This is a genomic window from Pseudomonas rubra (assembly GCF_028656935.1).
In the GTDB taxonomy this organism is placed as follows: domain Bacteria; phylum Pseudomonadota; class Gammaproteobacteria; order Pseudomonadales; family Pseudomonadaceae; genus Aquipseudomonas; species Aquipseudomonas rubra.
Window position 1 is genome coordinate 293,662 of the sequence record NZ_JAMDGZ010000019.1, and the last position, 16,532, is coordinate 310,193.

Here is a 16,532-nt window from a genome sequence, read left to right on the forward strand (position 1 = left end):
GTCGGGCAGCCGTGACAGGCATTCTGTAGCATTGGACGGCGCGCCGTGGGCGCGTCTTTGCTTTATCAGATGGAGAGCGCTATGGCTTGGAATGAGCCGGGTGGCAACTCGAACAATCAGGATCCGTGGGGCGGGCGCCGTGGTGGCGACAAGAAAGGGCCACCGGATCTCGACGAGGCCTTCCGCAAGCTGCAGGACAGCCTGAACGGCATGTTCGGCAGTGGCAAGAAACGCGGTGGTGATGGCGGTATCGGCAAGGGCGGTGGCTTCGGCCTGCTCGGCATCGGTCTCGCCGTGCTTGCAGCTATCTGGCTGTACAGCGCCGTGTACGTGGTCGACGAACAGGAGCAGGCAGTCGTGCTGCGCTTCGGCAAATACTACGAAACCGTAGGGCCGGGCCTGAACATCTACTTCCCGCCGATCGATCGCAAGTACATGGAGAACGTTACCCGCGAACGTGCCTATACCAAGCAGGGGCAGATGCTGACCGAAGACGAGAACATCGTCGAGGTGCCGCTGACCGTGCAGTACAAGATCACCAACCTGCAGGATTTCGTGCTGAACGTCGATCAGCCTGAAGTCAGCCTGCAGCACGCGACCGACAGTGCCCTGCGTCACGTGGTGGGTTCCACCGCGATGGACAAGGTGCTGACCGAAGGCCGTGAGCAGATGGCCGTGGAAATCAAGGAGCGCCTGCAACGCTTCCTCGATACCTACCGCACCGGTATCACCGTCACTCAGGTCAACGTACAGAGCGCGGCAGCCCCGCGTGAAGTGCAAGAAGCCTTCGACGACGTGATCCGTGCCCGTGAAGACGAGCAGCGTGCCCGCAACCAGGCCGAATCCTACGCCAATGGCGTGGTGCCAGAAGCCCGTGGTCAGGCCCAGCGGATCATCGAGGACGCCAATGGTTACCGCGACGAAGTCGTTTCGCGTGCCAAGGGTGAGGCCGACCGCTTCACCAAGCTGGTCACCGAGTACCGCAAGGCTCCTGAAGTGACCCGTCAGCGTCTGTACCTGGACACCATGCAAGAAGTTTACAGCAACACCAGCAAGGTCCTGGTTTCCGGCAAGGACGGCCAGAGCAACCTGCTCTACCTGCCGCTGGATAAAATGGTCCAGAGCGGCCGTTCCGGCGCGGCTCCGGTCACCAGCGCTGCACCTTCGGCCAATGCCGATGCGGCCAATCGCGCGGCGGCGGAACTGCAACAGCAGCAAACACAGTTGCGCACTAGGGAGAGCCGCTGATGAGCAATAAATCGCTGATCGCCCTGATCGTGGCCGTGGTGCTGGGGATCGTGGCCTGGAACAGCTTCTACATCGTGGCCCAGACCGAGCGTGCGGTACTCCTGCAATTTGGTCGTGTGGTCCAGGCTGATGTCCAGCCCGGCCTGCATGTGAAGGTTCCTTACGTCAACCAGGTGCGCAAGTTCGACGCCCGCCTGATGACCCTGGACGCCCCGACCCAGCGCTTCCTGACCCTGGAAAAGAAAGCGGTGATGGTCGATGCCTACGCCAAATGGCGGGTCAAGGACGCCGAGCGTTTCTACACCGCGACCTCGGGCCTCAAGCAGATTGCCGATGAACGTCTGTCGCGCCGTCTGGAAAGCGGCCTGCGTGACCAGTTCGGTAAACGCACCCTGCATGAAGTGGTTTCCGGTGAACGTGACGCGCTGATGGCTGACATCACCGCTTCGCTGAACCGCATGGCCAGCAAGGAGCTGGGTATCGAAGTGGTCGACGTTCGCGTCAAGGCCATCGACCTGCCCAAGGAAGTCAACCGCAGCGTGTTCGAGCGGATGAGCACCGAGCGTGAGCGTGAAGCTCGCGAGCACCGGGCCAAAGGTAACGAACTGGCTGAAGGTATTCGTGCCGACGCCGATCGTCAGCGTCGGGTACTGCTGGCTGAGGCCTACCGGGAATCGGAAGAAACCCGCGGTGACGGTGATGCCCAGGCGGCGTCGATCTACGCCAAGGCCTACGGTCAGGACCAGGACTTCTACGCGTTCTACCGCAGCCTCAAGGCTTACCGCGAGAGCTTTGCCGACAAGAGCGACGTACTGGTGCTCGACCCAAGCAGCGAGTTCTTCCGGTTCATGGGCAAGACCAAGCCATAAGCATCTACCCCGCCGGGCGGCTAAAACGCTTGGCGGGGTGATCCCGTAAGAAAACGGGTGTATGATGCGGCAGCCGGGAAATTCCCGGCTTTTTTGCGTCTGCAAGATCGAACGGTTCAAACCCGGCTCGGGTCTACAGAGCAGCCCAAGGTATTCGAGGGTATAGGCACGGCGGTAGCGCTGGAATCGGTGCTGCGCGCCATTGTTTGCCGATACCGCTTCACTCAAGGCTCGCCCGTGGGCAAGCCGCCCGGACCATAGGGGAAATGGCGTAATGGCAACGGTAGACCGCTGGCTGCTGCCAGATGGCATCGAAGAAGTACTGCCACCTGAGGCGGCGCGCATCGAGATCGCGCGTCGGCAGGTGTTGGATCTGTTCCAGAGCTGGGGTTATGACTTTGTCGTGACCCCGCATATCGAGTACCTGGAATCGCTGCTCACCGGTGCCGGCCAGGACCTGGACCTGCGGACCTTCAAGGTCATCGACCCGCAATCGGGCCGGCAGATGGGCTTCCGTGCCGACATCACTCCGCAGGTTGCGCGCATTGATGCGCATACCCTGCGCCGTGAGGGCCCGAGTCGCCTGTGCTATGCCGGCAGTGTGCTGCATGCCTTGCCACGGGCGCTGTCGACTTCGCGCAGCCCGATCCAGCTGGGTGCCGAGCTGTACGGCGACGCCAGCCCGGTCAGCGACGTTGAGGTGATCAGCCTGATGCTGGCCATGCTGCAACTGGCCGACGTGCCGGATGTGCACATGGACCTCGGCCATGTTGGCATCTACCGCGGTCTGGCCCGTGCCGCTGGCCTGTCGGGGGCGATCGAGCAGCAGTTGTTCGATGCCCTGCAACGCAAGGCCGTCGACGAAGTGATTGAGCTGACCGCCAAGCTGCCAGCAGACCTGGCTGCCATGCTGCGCTCGCTCACCGAGCTGTGCGGTGGTCGTGAAGTGCTGGCCGAGGCGCGCGTGCGTCTGGGCCGTGCGCCGGCAGCGGTATTGGCGGCTTTGGATGACCTGATGGCGATTGCCGAGCGGCTGGCCACGCGTTATCCCGAATTGCCGCTGTATTTTGACCTGGGCGAGTTGCGCGGTTACCACTACCACACCGGTGTGGTGTTTGCCGTGTTCGTCCCGGGTGTGGGTCAGTCGATCGCCCAGGGCGGTCGTTACGACGACATCGGAGCAGACTTTGGCCGGGCGCGACCGGCCACAGGTTTCTCCACGGATTTGAAGACCCTGGTCACACTGGGGCGAGCCGAGGTGGTGTTGCCGTCTGGCGGGATCTGGATGCCCGACAGCAGCGATGCGGCACTCTGGCAGTTGGTCTGCCAATTGCGCAGTGAAGGTCAGCGGGTGGTTCAGGCCTTGCCTGGGCAGCCATTGACTGCCGCCGTCGAGGCGGATTGCGATCGGCAATTGATTCAGCAAAACGGGCTTTGGCAGGTTCTGCCGCTGGCCATTTGAGATTTCCCGCCGGTACGAGCCGGCGCCAAGTTTGCGCGAATGAGGACAAGTGTTATGGGTAAGAATGTCGTAGTCCTGGGCACCCAATGGGGTGATGAGGGCAAAGGCAAGATCGTCGATCTGCTGACCGAACATGCTGCCGCCGTAGTGCGCTACCAAGGTGGCCACAACGCGGGCCACACCCTGGTGATCGACGGTGAGAAGACCGTGCTGCACCTGATCCCGTCGGGCGTGCTGCGCGAAGGCGTGCAGTGCCTGATCGGCAACGGCGTGGTAGTCGCCCCGGACGCCCTGCTGCGTGAAATCACCAAGCTGGAAGAGAAGGGTGTGCCGGTGCGCGAGCGCCTGCGCATCAGCCCGTCCTGCCCGCTGATCCTGTCCTTCCACGTTGCGCTGGACCAGGCCCGTGAAAAGGCGCGTGGCGAGCTGAAGATCGGCACCACCGGTCGCGGCATCGGCCCGGCCTACGAAGACAAGGTTGCACGTCGTGGTCTGCGTGTTGGCGACCTGCTCAATATGCCGCGCTTTGAAGACAAGCTGCGTGAACTGGTGGATTACCACAACTTCATGCTGGTGGGTTACTACAAAGAGCCAGCCATCGAGTTCGACAAGACCCTGGCCGAATGCAAAGAATACGCTGAGCTGCTCAAGCCGCTCATGCTGGACGTGACGGCCGAGCTGCACGACCTGCGTCGTGCTGGCAAGGACATCATGTTCGAAGGCGCCCAAGGTTCGCTGCTGGACATCGACCACGGTACCTACCCCTACGTGACCAGTTCCAACACCACCGCTGGCGGCGTTGCTACCGGTTCGGGTGTAGGTCCTATGTTCCTGGACTACATCCTGGGCATCACCAAGGCATACACGACGCGCGTAGGTTCGGGTCCGTTCCCGACTGAACTGTTCGACGAAGTAGGTGCGCACCTGGCCAAACAAGGTCACGAGTTTGGCGCAACTACCGGTCGTGCTCGTCGTTGTGGCTGGTTCGACGCCGTTATCCTGCGTCGCGCTATCGATGTGAACAGCATCTCGGGCATCTGCCTGACCAAGCTGGACGTGCTCGACGGTCTGGAAACCATCAACATCTGCGTCGGCTACAAAGATGCAGAAGGTAAGGACGTTGCCCCGACTGATGCTGACAGCTATGTGGGTCTGCAGCCTGTGTACGAAGAAGTGCCGGGTTGGACCGAGTCGACTGTGGGTGCCAAAACCCTGGAAGAGCTGCCAGCCAACGCGCGTGCTTACATCAAGCGCGTAGAAGAGCTGATCGGCGCGCCGATCGACATCGTCTCCACCGGCCCGGACCGCAACGAGACTATCGTGCTGCGTCATCCGTTCGCCTGATCCGCGAGTGATGTAAAGACAAAGGCCCCTCTGTAGGGGCCTTTGTCGTTTCTGTCGGCTGTTCGGCACAACCTTTGCTGTAAGAATCGCTCCAGCGGTGCCATCACTGTAATGGCCCCAGAAGTAGAGGGTTCTTTCGTGTCTGCCGTTCTCTCACTGTTACGAAGCCGCCTGTTGCGGCCTGTCTTTGTTGCGCTTGGTATCGCTCTTTTGGTGCAGGTGCTGGTCGCGGTCGCGCTGACCCGGAGCACGGTGACTGCACTGGAGGCCGATCTGGGCAACCGTCTGTCTGCTGACAGCCAGAAACTTTCTGCCGAGCTCGAACAAGCGGGTAAGGAGGTCAGCTCCGGGCTCGACAGCCTCTCCGCCAGTACCCGCCAGCGCCTGACCGCCGGTCTCTCCACACGCTTGCAGGGCGAACAGGCGCAGTTGCGTGCAACCCTGGAGAAGAACCTCAAGGACTCGGCCAACGACATGGCCGAGCTGCTCGCCTCGGTAGCGCCGCGGGCCATGTGGGATAACGATGTGCCGACGCTGTCGGAGTTCTCTCGGCGGGCCCAGCGCAATCCCAGCGTGCTGTTCGTGGTGTATGACGATGCTCAGGGCCAGCACCTGACCCGTTACCTGAACCGGCAGAACCCGATCAACCAGGCGCTGCTGGAAAAGGGTCAGGGCGAGCGGGCGCTGGACAAGGTGCTGGACGCAGCGCGCAACGACCCGTCGGTGTATTTCGTCGAAGCCTCGATCAACCCCAATGGTGTTGAGATCGGCAAGGTCTTGATGGGGGTTTCCACGGCAGTGGTCGACCACGAGTTGGTGGCACTGGACAAGCGCTTCTCGGCGCTGATTGCCAGTGGCGATCAACTGGTCGGCGAAAGCCTGATAGGTGCTGCGGCGGACAGTAACAAGGCCCTGCGCGCGCGTCTGCAAGCGGCCCAGGCCAGTGCCGCCGGCATGCAGGCCAATACCTCGAACAGCGTCCAGGATGCGGCGGCTACCCTGCGCTGGAATATCGGCCTCGGCCTGGCCCTGGTCGGCCTGGGTGTGCTGCTGGTGGTGGCTGTGGTGCTGGGTCGGCGCGTGGTTAACAAACTGCGCCTGCTGATTGCGGCGTTGAATGACCTGGCGGCGGGCGAGGGCGACCTGACCAAGCGCGTCTCCATCGACAGTCGCGACGAGATCGGCGACATGGCGGCGGCGGTCAACCAGTTCGTTGCCAAGCTGCAGCCGATTGTCCGCGAGGCCGGCGAGGTGGCCCAGCGTACTGGCATCGAGATCGGCGCCATGGCCCAGCGCAATGCCGGCGCCGATGCTGCTGCCCAACTGCAGCGCGATGAAGTCGCCGCCAGCTTGCGTGATCTGTCGAGCATGGCCGATGAGGCCCAGGCCGAAAGCCAGGCCATGCAGTCGGCTCTGCAGCAGGTGGTGGACATTCGCCAGGCTACTGACGAGAACAGCCGCACCTCAACTCAGGTGGCCAAGCTTATCGAGGACTTGGCTGGACAGGTCGAGACAGGTTCCAAGGTCATCGAGCGCCTGGCTCAGCAGAGCGAACAGATCGAGGTGGTGCTGACGGTGATCCACGGTATTGCCGAGCAGACCAATCTGCTGGCACTAAACGCGGCGATCGAAGCGGCGCGCGCCGGGGAAACCGGGCGTGGCTTTGCAGTGGTGGCTGATGAGGTCAGGGCTCTGGCGAGCAAGACCCAGAGCTCGACGGGCGATATCCAGGCGCACATTGGCGCGTTGCAGCAGGGGGCAAAAGAGGCGGTGGCGGCGATCAGCCAGGCCGGGCGCCAGGCCAGCGAGGGTTTGCTGGTGCTGCGTGACAACGCACGGGTGCAGCAGTCGGTTCAAGCCTCGGTGGAGCAGGTGCATGCGGCTATCGGCTTGGCTACCCGTGCGGCTGAGCAGCAGGCCCACGGGGCGCAGGCGGTGCGTGGCAGGGTGCAGACGATTCATGAACAGGCTGAGCGGGCTGCCGAAGTGGTCATGCAGACCACGGCCAGCAGCAAGGTGCTCGATGATCTGGCGGGGCAGCTCAAGGCCAGCCTCGGGCAGTTCAGGGCCTAGTGCCGGCTTCATCGCTGGCAAGCCAGCTCCCACAGCTTCGGTCTACACAGGACCTTGTGGGAGCTGGCCTTGCCAGCGATGGGCTGCGAAAGCAGCCCCAGAATCGATCACGCGCGGTTCAGATACATCCGCGTAGTCAGCAGATACACCGGCAACCCCGAGACCAGAATCAACAACGCCGCATAGGGCGCCGCCGCCGCGAATTCGACGTTAGCGGTATGCGCCCACACCTCGGTCGCCAAGGTGGTCATGCCCGTCGGGCTGAGTAGCAGGGTTGCTGTCAGCTCCTTCATTGCATCCAGGAACACCAGCGCGAAGGCTGCGGCCAGGGCCGGGAAGATAATCGGCAGGGTAACCCGGCAGAACGCGCTGAACTGCGTCGCACCGAGCGTGCGTGCGGCTTCCTCAAGCTGCGGCGCAGCCTTGTTCAGTGCCGTGCGCACCGGCGCCTGGGCCAGTGGCAGGAACAGCAGGGCATAGGCCAGCAGCAACAAGCCGGTGGTCTGGTACAGGGCCGGTACGTAGTGCAGGGCGAAGTACACCAGGGTCAGGGCAATCACCAGGCCGGGCAGGGCATGCAGCAGGTACGGCAGACGCTCGGCCCAGATCGCCAGGCGACCTTTGTAGCGCACCACCAGGAAGCTGACCGGCAGGGCTAGCAACAAGCTCAAGCCGGCGCCGCCCAGTGATAGCGATAGCGACGAGAACAGGGCGCGGCTGATGTCAGCAACCGGAAAAGCTGCCGATGAGCCAACGCTCAGCCAGTAGCCGAGCATGCCCAGCGGAATGCCGCTGCCCAGCAGGGCCAGGATCAGGCAGTACAGTTGGCCCATCGGCATCCACCGGCGCAGGCGGATCGGCGCACCGCGCCGTGCCACGCCCTGGCCAATCCGCACATGCCGGGCCTTGCCGCGTACGCGCAGTTCCAGCCAGAGCATCAACAGGCACATAAACAGCAGTACTGCCGAAAGCATGGCGGCGTTGGCGTTGCTGAACTCCAGTTCAAACTGCTGGTAGATCGCCGTGGTGAAGGTCTGCAGGCCGAGAATCGACAGGGCGCCGAACTCCACCAGCATGTGCAGGGCAATCAGCAGGCTGCCGCCGATGATCGACGGCCACAGCAGCGGCAAGGTGATGCGAAAGAACACGCCCCAGCGTGTCTGTCCCAGGGTGCGCGCCGACTCTTCCAGCGAGGTGTCGAGATTGCGCAGGGTCGCCGCCACCGGCAGGAACACCAGTGGATACTTGGACAGGCTCATCACCAGGATGGCGCCGCCCAGGCCTTCGAAGCGCGGGCTGAGCGATACCCAGGTAAAGCCGCTGACAAAGGCTGGCACGGCAAACGGCAGGCACAGGATCACCCCCCACAGGCGCCGCCCTGGTAGGTCACTGCGCTCCAGCAGCCAGGCCAGGGACACGCCCAGGGCCATGCAGGCCAGGGTCACCCCGGCCATTAGCATCAAAGTGTTGCGCAGTAGCCCCCAGACGAAAGGGCGCCACAGCAAGTGCAGGGCTTCACGCCAGCCCGCTTCCCAAGCTTTCAAGGCCACATACAGCAGGGGGAGCAGGCTCAGCCCGACCAGTAGCAGTACTGGCAGCACCACCCAGATCGACGGGCGCTTGGGCTTGGGTATGTAACGGCTGGCCAGTGTGGCCGCAGGCAGGGCTGCACTCATTACAGCAGGCCAACTTCGCGTTCAAGCTCCAGGGCTTCTTCGGCGTTACCCAGGTCGGCCGGGGTGATTTTCGGTGGGCGCAGGTCTTCGAAGGGTTTCAGGCCCTGGTCCGAGACCATGCCTTTATGCAATGGGTACTCGGCAGTGGTCTGGGTGATCACCCGCTGGCCTTCTTCGCTGGCCATCCAGGCCAGCAGGGCCTGGGCTTCTTCGGGGTGTTTGCTGGCTTTTACTGCTGCGGCGCTGGAGATGGTCACCAGGCCGCCAGCGTCGCCGTCGGCCAGGTAGTAGAGTTTCGAATCCAGCTGGCCACGCTCTTTCTTCAGGGCATACCAGTAGTAGTTGTTCACCAGCACGGCAGCCACTTCGCCGTTCTCCACGGCTTTGAGCGCCACCATGTTGTTGGTGTAGGTCTTGCCGAAGGCCTTGAGGCCGGTCAGCCACTCTTCGGCCGCTTCACGGCCGTGCAGTTTGAGGATAGCCACGGCCTGTTCCTGGAAGGCACCGCTGGTTGGCACGAATCCGATCTTGCCGTCCCATTCGGGGTCGGCGAAATCCATCACCGAGGGCGGCAGGTCTTTCTCGTCGATCACCTTGGGGTTGAAGGCGACTACTCGGGTGCGCGCAGTCACTCCCATCCAGGTGCCATTGCTGGCGACGTATTCCTTGGGCAAAACCTGCAGGGTCGAGTCATCGATCTTGGCCAGCAGGCCCAGTTCGCCGAGGTTGTTCAGCGGTGGCGACTCTTCGGTGTAGATGACATCGGCAGGGGAGCGATCACCCTCTTCGATGATCTGGCTGGCCAGCTGGTTGCTGCTGCCCTTGCGGATATTGATGCGGATGCCGGTCTTGGCCTCGTAGGCCTTGGCGATGGCTTCGCCGATTTCCTTGTGTTGACCGTTGTACAGGGTCAGTGCCACGGGGTCGGCGGCCATGGCGGCCGGGGTGCCCAGCAGCATGGCAAGAACAGAGACGGCCAGGCCGCGCAACAGGGGGTTATTGCGGAACGTCATGCGGGTACTTCCTCGCTTGCGGCTACATATCTGGAAACAATGATAATCGATATTGCTTCTCAAATGGCCTTGTGGGGGGAAATTCATGAGCAGGCTATCTTTTTGTTCTTTCCAGGAGGGCCGTTCCAATGGCTGGCTCTTCAGGCGACAACCTTTCAATTGCCCAGCTGGAGAAGGTTGAAGCAGGCGCCTCTCAATCAAGGATCGGCACCGGCTAATTCAACATGCTGAAGCAGCCTAAATCGTGAACGCGCCGAGCTGAGGGTACAAAGAGAAGAGGTACTGCTAAGGCATCGAGTGGCGCTGTTCTATACCGGCAGGGATATTGCGCTTGTTGAGCAAGATTAGGTTGGTCAGTAGGTCGCTGCAGGCGATTCGCTACGTTGCTTATCACTAACAAAAAATTGGCTTGGGGCGAGGCAGCGTAGTCGGGTTCACGAAAAATCCTTATGCGCCCCCAGAACTATCCCACCATGTTGTCAGCGCGATCGGGATTGTTGCGCCATCATCAGAGCTCTACCATCGAGTAATAGTCTTACTTGGTGTTCAGGATTGCTTTTGCAGTCAAGCATTTATTGCAGTCAAACATTTATTGCGGGCGAATATTGATCAGGGTGAACGACGGTTACATATGTGGGTGTCAGGGTCTATTTTTTTGGTGGTTTCGGTAAAGGGCTGACAGTTGTATCGGAATGGTGCGGGGCGGAGTGCCTAATTGCAAGGCAAAACTACCCAGTCAAAATTCAATCTTATTGAATAGTGCGCTGATTTGCTTCTGTGTTCTCTGTTTTCGATAAGGCGAAAATAACTTGGATGGCGTCATGTCGAGTTTGCAAGTGATGATCGTCTGCCTCTTGATTCAGGTGTCCTAGTGCTGGTGGTTTTCAGCGAGTTTATTGTGGTCAATACAGCTCATGATTTTTTGAGTCGGTTCTAAGTATATGGAGTGGTGTTCGTAGAATTAAAATCTTCATGGGTGTGCATTAAAGGAGTATCTATGTTGCTTAGGCACCAGTTTTCAAAAGAAATCAAGGGTCAAATCAAGAGGCTGTACCTGTATGATAACTACCATGGCCCTCTCGCCCTTCTGCAAAATTTGTTCTGGATCGGTCTAGCAATTTATCTTGGAGAAGTCAGTCCCTGGCTAATGCCCTTGGCCATCCTGCTGATCGGTTCACGGCAGCGGGCGTTGGCCACGCTACTACATGAGGCGGCCCATGGTGCTCTTTGTCGTAATAAACGATTGGAGAAGTTTCTCGGCACTTGGTGCTCCGGCTACCTGATCTTCCAGAATTGGGTTAGCTACAAGCGCTCACATAATGTGGATCACCACCACAAGTTAGGTGATCAAGATCGTGATCCTGATTACCGGTACTATCGACAGTCTGGGGTGTTCGAGGCGCGTTCGACGCTCAGATTCATGCTCGCATACCTGATAAAACCGATGTTTTTCTTGACCGCACCGGAGAGCCTGAGGTATCTGTTGGTCAACCGGCTAATGCGCAGCCCCAACAAAAGAGAATTACTTTCAGTGCTGGTTTGCCAGGGGCTACTCGCGTTGTGCTTGACGCTAGTGTTAGGTGTAAAAGGTTACTTCCTCTATTGGCTGTTGCCGTACCTCACCACTTTCCAAGCTTTAACTTGGTTCATTGAGCTTGCCGAGCATTATCCAATGGTCGCTAAGGCTAAAACCGATCTACAGGCTACACGCAACCGCTTCAGTCATCCACTTGAGCACTTCTTCACGGCCATGCATGGAGAGAACTTTCACCTGATACACCATCTGTTTCCTGGCATTCCCTATTGGAAACTCAAGAAAGCTCACCGGATCCTGTTGAGCGACACAGCCTATGTTGCCGCGAATGCGGGGTTTGGCGGGATTTTTGTATCCTCGAATTTTGTACCGTCGATGTGGGCTGGAATTTTATCGAACGACAAAGCAGCGACAGGGGTCGTCATAAATGCAAGCTAACTTCAGAAAAGGCATCCTTTTTGCGCTCTCTGCTGCTGCGCTGAACGCAACCATCGGTGTGCTCAGTAAAGTGCTCATGAGCAATGGATTTACAGCCAGTAGTGTTGCGGTTATCAAGACTGTCTTGGGTTGCCTGTTACTGTCGGTCTTGTTGCTGTTTCTCAAGCGCCAGGCGACGCCAGCCAAATGGGCCCAGGCGGCGATCTGCGCGTTCCTCGGCATCTTCGTATTGTTCCATTTCGAGACCTCGGCCTATCAGCATTATGCGGCGGCGGGTGTAGTGGTGGTGCTGATGGCCAGTGCTTCCATCTCGTCAATCCTGCTTGGGCGAATGTTCCTTAAGGATGCCATCACCGCGAATGCAACCGTGGGCGCGACACTGGCCATTGCCGGGATTGCGGTGATCTTCGGCGCAGATTTGCAGCAGGGGTTCACCCTGCAAGGTGCTACGCTCGCGTCCATTGCCGGATGCGGCTACGGGGCATTTTCAGTCGCGATGAAGCGGATGGGGGTGTCCGGGGGGCTGCACTTCACCCGCCAGCTACTGTTCTTCGGAAGCCTGTATTTGCTGATGCCTGCCGCGGCCGATGGTTTCGTGATCGGTGAGCTGTCGCTGATGGCAATTGCTGCGCTATTGGCACTGGCAGCGCTGCCGACCATCCTCGGCTTCTTTTGCACCACGAAGGCCATCGAGTATCTCAAGCCATCTCAGGTGCAGGCGTTGGAGCTGACCGAGCCATTGTTCGCCGCGTTGCTGGCGTTCATGGTGCTCAATGAAGTGCCGCCAGAAAGCCTGTACGCGGGGGCAGCACTGATCATCGTCGGATTGTGCTTTTCCAATGAGCTGATTTGCTTGAGCAGGAAAACGCCAGTCGCCTCGAGCGAGTGAAGTCGAGGTCAGTCGCTTCCTGGATTGGCTGGCGTGGAAAACTCAAACGCCAGAAACGAAAAAACCCGCTTTCGCGGGTTTGATCTGAATTGGTGCCCAGAAGAAGACTCGAACTTCCACGACCGTAAGGTCACCAGCACCTGAAGCTGGCGTGTCTACCAATTTCACCATCTGGGCAAAATGAAGCGGTGTAGCTTGTAGCAAAAACAGTGTAGCGTGTCGCAGTAAATCTCAGAAGCCAGAGGCTGTTCTAAGATTTTAAATTGGTGCCCAGAAGAAGACTCGAACTTCCACGACCGTAAGGTCACCAGCACCTGAAGCTGGCGTGTCTACCAATTTCACCATCTGGGCATTTCGCTGAGGAACATGATGCTTCACATCGTGCCGCTTCTCAACTATAACGACGGTGTCCGTCGCTGTGGTGCGCACTATACGGATGCGCCTGGGGGCTGTAAACCCCCGTTCAGAAAAAATCTTAAAAAATTCAAGTCGTTGTTCCTTATGATGGTTTTGGCAGCGTCCAGGGGGCTGTAACAGGGCTGTCCAAGCCTGAAATTTCCGGTTTCAATACGCCTATGCCAAACTAACCCTTATATAGACAAGGTGAACCCCTCCTAATGGCCGATTGGCAGACCCTCGATCCCGAGGCCGCTCGTGAAGCGGAAAAATACGAAAACCCTATTCCTAGCCGTGAGCTGATCCTCCAGCGCCTGGACGAGCGCGGCTCGCCGGCTGCTCGCGAGCAGTTGGTCGAAGAGTTCGGCCTGACTACCGAAGACCAGATCGAAGCTCTGCGCCGCCGCCTGCGCGCGATGGAGCGTGATGGCCAACTGATCTATACCCGGCGTGGCACCTATGCCCCGGTAGACAAGCTCGACCTGATCCTTGGCCGCATTTCCGGCCACCGCGACGGTTTCGGCTTCCTGGTCCCGGATGACGGCAGCGACGACCTGTTCCTGAGCCCGGCGCAAATGCGCCTGGTGTTCGATGGCGACCGCGCCCTGGCCCGGGTTTCCGGCCTGGATCGCCGTGGCCGCCGTGAAGGCGTGGTGGTCGAAGTGATCTCCCGCGCTCACGAAAGCATCGTTGGCCGCTACTTCGAAGAAGGCGGCATCGGCTTTGTCACCCCTGACAACCCCAAGGTCCAGCAGGAAGTGCTGATCACCCCGGGTCGTAATGGCGGTGCCCGAGTAGGTCAGTTCGTCGAGGTCAAGATCACCCATTGGCCGACCCCGCGCTTCCAGCCCCAGGGCGATGTCACTGAAGTAATCGGCAACTACATGGCCCCAGGCATGGAAATCGACGTTGCCCTGCGCAGCTACGATATTCCGCATGTCTGGCCAGAAGCCGTGATCAAGGAAGCGCGCAAGCTCAAGCCGGAAGTCGAAGAGAAAGACAAAGAGCATCGCATCGACCTGCGCCATCTGCCGTTCGTCACCATCGACGGTGAAGATGCCCGCGACTTCGACGATGCGGTGTACTGCGAGAGCCTTGGCAAATTGCGCCTGTTCTCCGGTGGCTGGCGCCTGTACGTGGCCATTGCCGACGTTTCCAGCTATGTGCGCCTGGGCTCTGCCCTGGATGCCGAAGCCCAGGTACGCGGCAACTCGGTGTACTTCCCCGAGCGCGTGGTGCCGATGCTCCCTGAAGAGCTGTCCAACGGCCTGTGCTCGCTGAACCCGCACGTCGACCGTTTGGCGATGGTCTGTGAAATGACCATCAACAAGTCCGGGCAGATGGTCGATTACCAGTTCTATGAAGCGGTGATCCACTCCCATGCGCGCCTGACCTACAACAAGGTCAGCAGCATGCTCGAACACGCCCGTACCCGTGAGGGCAAGGCCCTGCGCGAGCAGTACAGCGAAGTGGTGCCGGACCTCAAGCAGCTCTATGCGCTGTACAAGGTGCTGTTGGCGGCCCGTCATACCCGCGGCGCGATCGACTTCGAAACCCAGGAAACCCGGATCATCTTCGGTTCCGAGCGCAAGATCGCCGAAATCCGGCCGACCGTGCGCAACGACGCCCACAAGCTGATCGAAGAGTGCATGCTGGCCGCCAACGTGGCCACCGCCGAGTTCCTCAAAAAGCACGAAATCCCTGCCCTGTACCGTGTTCACGACGGCCCGCCGCCGGAGCGCCTGGAAAAACTGCGCGCTTTCCTCGGTGAGCTGGGCCTGTCCCTGCACAAGGGCAAGGATGGTCCGTCGCCGAAGGATTACCAGGCACTGCTGGCGAGCATCGCCGACCGTCCGGATTTCCACCTGATCCAGACCGTGATGCTGCGCTCCCTGAGCCAGGCGGTGTACAGCGCCGACAATAACGGCCACTTTGGCCTGAACTACGAGGCGTACACCCACTTCACTTCGCCGATCCGTCGCTACCCGGACCTGCTGACCCACCGGGCCATCCGCAGCGTGATCCGTTCGCGCCAGGAAACCCCGCACGTCAAGCGTGCCGGTGCGATGAGCATCCCCAAGGCGCGCATCTACCCGTACGACGAGGCGACCCTGGAACAGCTCGGCGAGCAGTGCTCGATGAGCGAGCGGCGTGCCGACGAGGCTACCCGCGACGTGGTCAACTGGCTCAAGTGCGAGTACATGAAAGACCGCGTCGGCGAGAGCTTCCCAGGTGTGATCACTGCGGTGACCGGATTTGGCCTGTTCGTCGAACTGACCGACATCTACGTCGAAGGCATGGTCCATGTCAGTGCCTTGCCGGGTGATTACTATCACTTCGACCCTGTGCACCACCGCCTGGCCGGTGAGCGTACCGGGCGCAGCTTCCGCCTGGGCGACACCGTCGAAGTGCGGGTGATGCGCGTCGATCTGGAGCAGCGCAAGATCGATTTCGAGATGGCCGAGAACACCCTCAAGGCGCCGATTGGCCGCAAACAGCGTGGTGAAGGCGTGCGTCCGCAAGACGGCAAGCCGGTACCGGTGCTCGACAAGGCTGAAGTGACCAAGGCTGCAGAGCCTGCGCGCCGGAGCAAGAAGAACGAAACCGCCGAAGCCTATTTCCCGTCCCATGCTGCGGCGAAAAACGCCGAAGTGCGCAAGAGCCGGGAGATGAAGAAGGCCTTGATGTCCGATGCCAAGCACGCAGGCGGCAAGCCTGCGGCCAAGTCGGGCAAGTCGGAAAAACCGAGCAAGCACCGTAAAGGGCCACCAAAAGCTGGCTCTGCGTCACGTAAACCCAAGGCCAAGTCATGAGTCAGTTGGAAAAGATCTACGGCGTACATGCCGTGGAAGCCCTGTTGCGTCATCACCCCAAGCGGGTCAAGCAGATCTGGTTGTCCGAAGGGCGCAGCGAGCCGCGCCTGCAGGCGCTGCTGGAGTTGGCCGCGCAGAATCGCGTGGCAGTTGGTCAGGCCGAGCGTCGCGAGATGGATGCCTGGGTTGAAGGTGTGCATCAGGGCGTGGTGGCCGAAGTCAGTCCGAGCCAGGTCTGGGGCGAGGCAATGCTCGAAGAGCTGCTCGATCGCACTGAAGGCTCACCGCTGATCCTGGTACTTGACGGGGTGACCGACCCGCACAACCTCGGCGCCTGCCTGCGTACCGCCGATGCCGCTGGTGCCCTGGCGGTGGTGGTGCCCAAGGATAAGTCGGCGACCCTGACCCCGGCGGTGCGCAAAGTGGCCTGCGGTGCGGCCGAAGTTATCCCGCTGGTGGCAGTGACCAACCTGGCGCGGACCCTGGAGAAACTCCAGCAGCGCGGTCTGTGGGTGGTCGGCACTGCAGGTGAGGCTGAGCAGGAGTTGTATCAGCAGGACCTGACCGGGCCGACCATCCTGATCATGGGCGCCGAAGGCAAGGGCATGCGCCGCTTGACCCGCGAGCACTGTGATTTTCTGGTCAAGTTGCCGATGGCCGGTAGTGTCAGCAGTCTGAACGTATCGGTGGCGACGGGCGTGTGCCTGTTCGAGGCCGTTCGTCAGCGCCAGGCCAAAGCCAAGCCTTGATGCATTCGCGGGGCAAGCCCGCTTGTAT

Annotated in this window: 11 protein-coding genes, 2 tRNA genes and 1 pseudogene; 10 read left to right on the top strand and 4 right to left on the bottom strand. The window is 60.3% G+C overall.

The genetic code is table 11. The annotated features are described in order from the left end of the window. The first annotated feature begins 81 nt into the window (after window positions 1-81). The 6 genes and pseudogenes from hflK (at window position 82) to M5G17_RS27615 (ending at window position 6,996) form a co-directional block, all read left to right on the top strand. The gene (gene hflK, locus M5G17_RS10835) at window positions 82-1,248 is read left to right on the top strand and encodes an FtsH protease activity modulator HflK (protein WP_273892909.1); all 1,167 of its coding nucleotides are present in this window, start codon (window positions 82-84) and stop codon (window positions 1,246-1,248) included. Next, window positions 1,248-2,117: a protease modulator HflC gene (hflC, locus tag M5G17_RS10840; protein ID WP_130262858.1), complete on the top strand. Its 870-nt coding sequence runs from the start codon at window positions 1,248-1,250 to the stop codon at window positions 2,115-2,117. Before hflK ends, hflC begins: the two co-directional genes overlap by 1 nt. A 274-nt stretch (window positions 2,118-2,391) precedes the next feature. After that, a complete protein-coding gene (locus M5G17_RS10845; protein ID WP_273892910.1) occupies window positions 2,392-3,579 on the top strand; it encodes an ATP phosphoribosyltransferase regulatory subunit in 1,188 nt (395 codons plus the stop codon). Between the two features lie 54 nt (window positions 3,580-3,633). Further along, entirely contained in the window at window positions 3,634-4,923 is a 1,290-nt protein-coding gene (locus tag M5G17_RS10850) for an adenylosuccinate synthase (RefSeq protein WP_130262860.1), read from the top strand. Between the two features lie 954 nt (window positions 4,924-5,877). Continuing rightward, window positions 5,878-6,090: pseudogene (locus M5G17_RS27610) on the top strand (methyl-accepting chemotaxis protein); the annotation flags it as partial. Between the two features lie 201 nt (window positions 6,091-6,291). After that, window positions 6,292-6,996, top strand: a complete 705-nt coding sequence (locus M5G17_RS27615; protein ID WP_420793374.1) for a methyl-accepting chemotaxis protein — start codon at window positions 6,292-6,294, stop codon at window positions 6,994-6,996. 107 nt (window positions 6,997-7,103) lie between these two features. On the opposite strand, the gene M5G17_RS10860 is transcribed toward M5G17_RS27615, so the two are convergent. Then, a complete protein-coding gene (locus M5G17_RS10860) occupies window positions 7,104-8,672 on the bottom strand; it encodes an ABC transporter permease (RefSeq protein WP_273892912.1) in 1,569 nt (522 codons plus the stop codon). Continuing rightward, window positions 8,672-9,685, bottom strand: coding sequence for an extracellular solute-binding protein (locus M5G17_RS10865; RefSeq protein WP_273892913.1), 1,014 nt, complete (start codon window positions 9,683-9,685; stop codon window positions 8,672-8,674). The genes M5G17_RS10860 and M5G17_RS10865 overlap by 1 nt, the downstream gene beginning before the upstream one ends. Window positions 9,686-10,682: 997 nt before the next feature. On the opposite strand from M5G17_RS10865, the gene gntB reads away from it, so the two are divergent. Both gntB and M5G17_RS10875 read left to right on the top strand, forming a co-directional pair. Continuing rightward, complete coding sequence (gene gntB / locus M5G17_RS10870) at window positions 10,683-11,657, top strand: guanitoxin biosynthesis L-arginine gamma (S) hydroxylase (protein ID WP_273892914.1); 975 nt, start codon at window positions 10,683-10,685, stop codon at window positions 11,655-11,657. Then, on the top strand, window positions 11,647-12,546 hold the full coding sequence (locus M5G17_RS10875) for a DMT family transporter (RefSeq protein ID WP_273892915.1): 900 nt from the start codon (window positions 11,647-11,649) through the stop codon (window positions 12,544-12,546). Before gntB ends, M5G17_RS10875 begins: the two co-directional genes overlap by 11 nt. A gap of 90 nt (window positions 12,547-12,636) precedes the next feature. Here M5G17_RS10875 and M5G17_RS10880 read toward each other — a convergent pair. Together M5G17_RS10880 and M5G17_RS10885 are read right to left on the bottom strand one after the other, a co-directional pair. After that, window positions 12,637-12,723, bottom strand: a tRNA-Leu gene (locus tag M5G17_RS10880). 87 nt (window positions 12,724-12,810) lie between these two features. Continuing rightward, window positions 12,811-12,897: transfer RNA gene (locus M5G17_RS10885), tRNA-Leu, on the bottom strand. A 266-nt stretch (window positions 12,898-13,163) separates the two neighbouring features. On the opposite strand from M5G17_RS10885, the gene rnr reads away from it, so the two are divergent. Continuing rightward, window positions 13,164-15,755 (top strand): ribonuclease R, encoded by a 2,592-nt coding sequence (rnr, locus tag M5G17_RS10890; RefSeq protein ID WP_273892916.1) that lies wholly within the window; start codon window positions 13,164-13,166, stop codon window positions 15,753-15,755. Next, complete coding sequence (gene rlmB / locus M5G17_RS10895; RefSeq protein ID WP_273892917.1) at window positions 15,752-16,504, top strand: 23S rRNA (guanosine(2251)-2'-O)-methyltransferase RlmB; 753 nt, start codon at window positions 15,752-15,754, stop codon at window positions 16,502-16,504. The genes rnr and rlmB overlap by 4 nt, the downstream gene beginning before the upstream one ends. The last annotated feature ends 28 nt before the right edge of the window (window positions 16,505-16,532 follow it).

Excerpts from the sequence above, each read along its gene's own strand:
- hflK (WP_273892909.1), top strand. The coding sequence starts at position 82 with ATGGCTTGGAATGAGCCGGGTGGCAACTCGAACAATCAGGATCCGTGG.
- hflC (WP_130262858.1), top strand. The coding sequence starts at position 1,248 with ATGAGCAATAAATCGCTGATCGCCCTGATCGTGGCCGTGGTGCTGGGG.
- M5G17_RS10845 (WP_273892910.1), top strand. The coding sequence starts at position 2,392 with ATGGCAACGGTAGACCGCTGGCTGCTGCCAGATGGCATCGAAGAAGTA.
- M5G17_RS10850 (WP_130262860.1), top strand. The coding sequence starts at position 3,634 with ATGGGTAAGAATGTCGTAGTCCTGGGCACCCAATGGGGTGATGAGGGC.
- M5G17_RS27615 (WP_420793374.1), top strand. The coding sequence starts at position 6,292 with ATGGCCGATGAGGCCCAGGCCGAAAGCCAGGCCATGCAGTCGGCTCTG.
- M5G17_RS10860 (WP_273892912.1), bottom strand. The coding sequence starts at position 8,672 with ATGAGTGCAGCCCTGCCTGCGGCCACACTGGCCAGCCGTTACATACCC.
- M5G17_RS10865 (WP_273892913.1), bottom strand. The coding sequence starts at position 9,685 with ATGACGTTCCGCAATAACCCCCTGTTGCGCGGCCTGGCCGTCTCTGTT.
- gntB (WP_273892914.1), top strand. The coding sequence starts at position 10,683 with ATGTTGCTTAGGCACCAGTTTTCAAAAGAAATCAAGGGTCAAATCAAG.
- M5G17_RS10875 (WP_273892915.1), top strand. The coding sequence starts at position 11,647 with ATGCAAGCTAACTTCAGAAAAGGCATCCTTTTTGCGCTCTCTGCTGCT.
- rnr (WP_273892916.1), top strand. The coding sequence starts at position 13,164 with ATGGCCGATTGGCAGACCCTCGATCCCGAGGCCGCTCGTGAAGCGGAA.
- rlmB (WP_273892917.1), top strand. The coding sequence starts at position 15,752 with ATGAGTCAGTTGGAAAAGATCTACGGCGTACATGCCGTGGAAGCCCTG.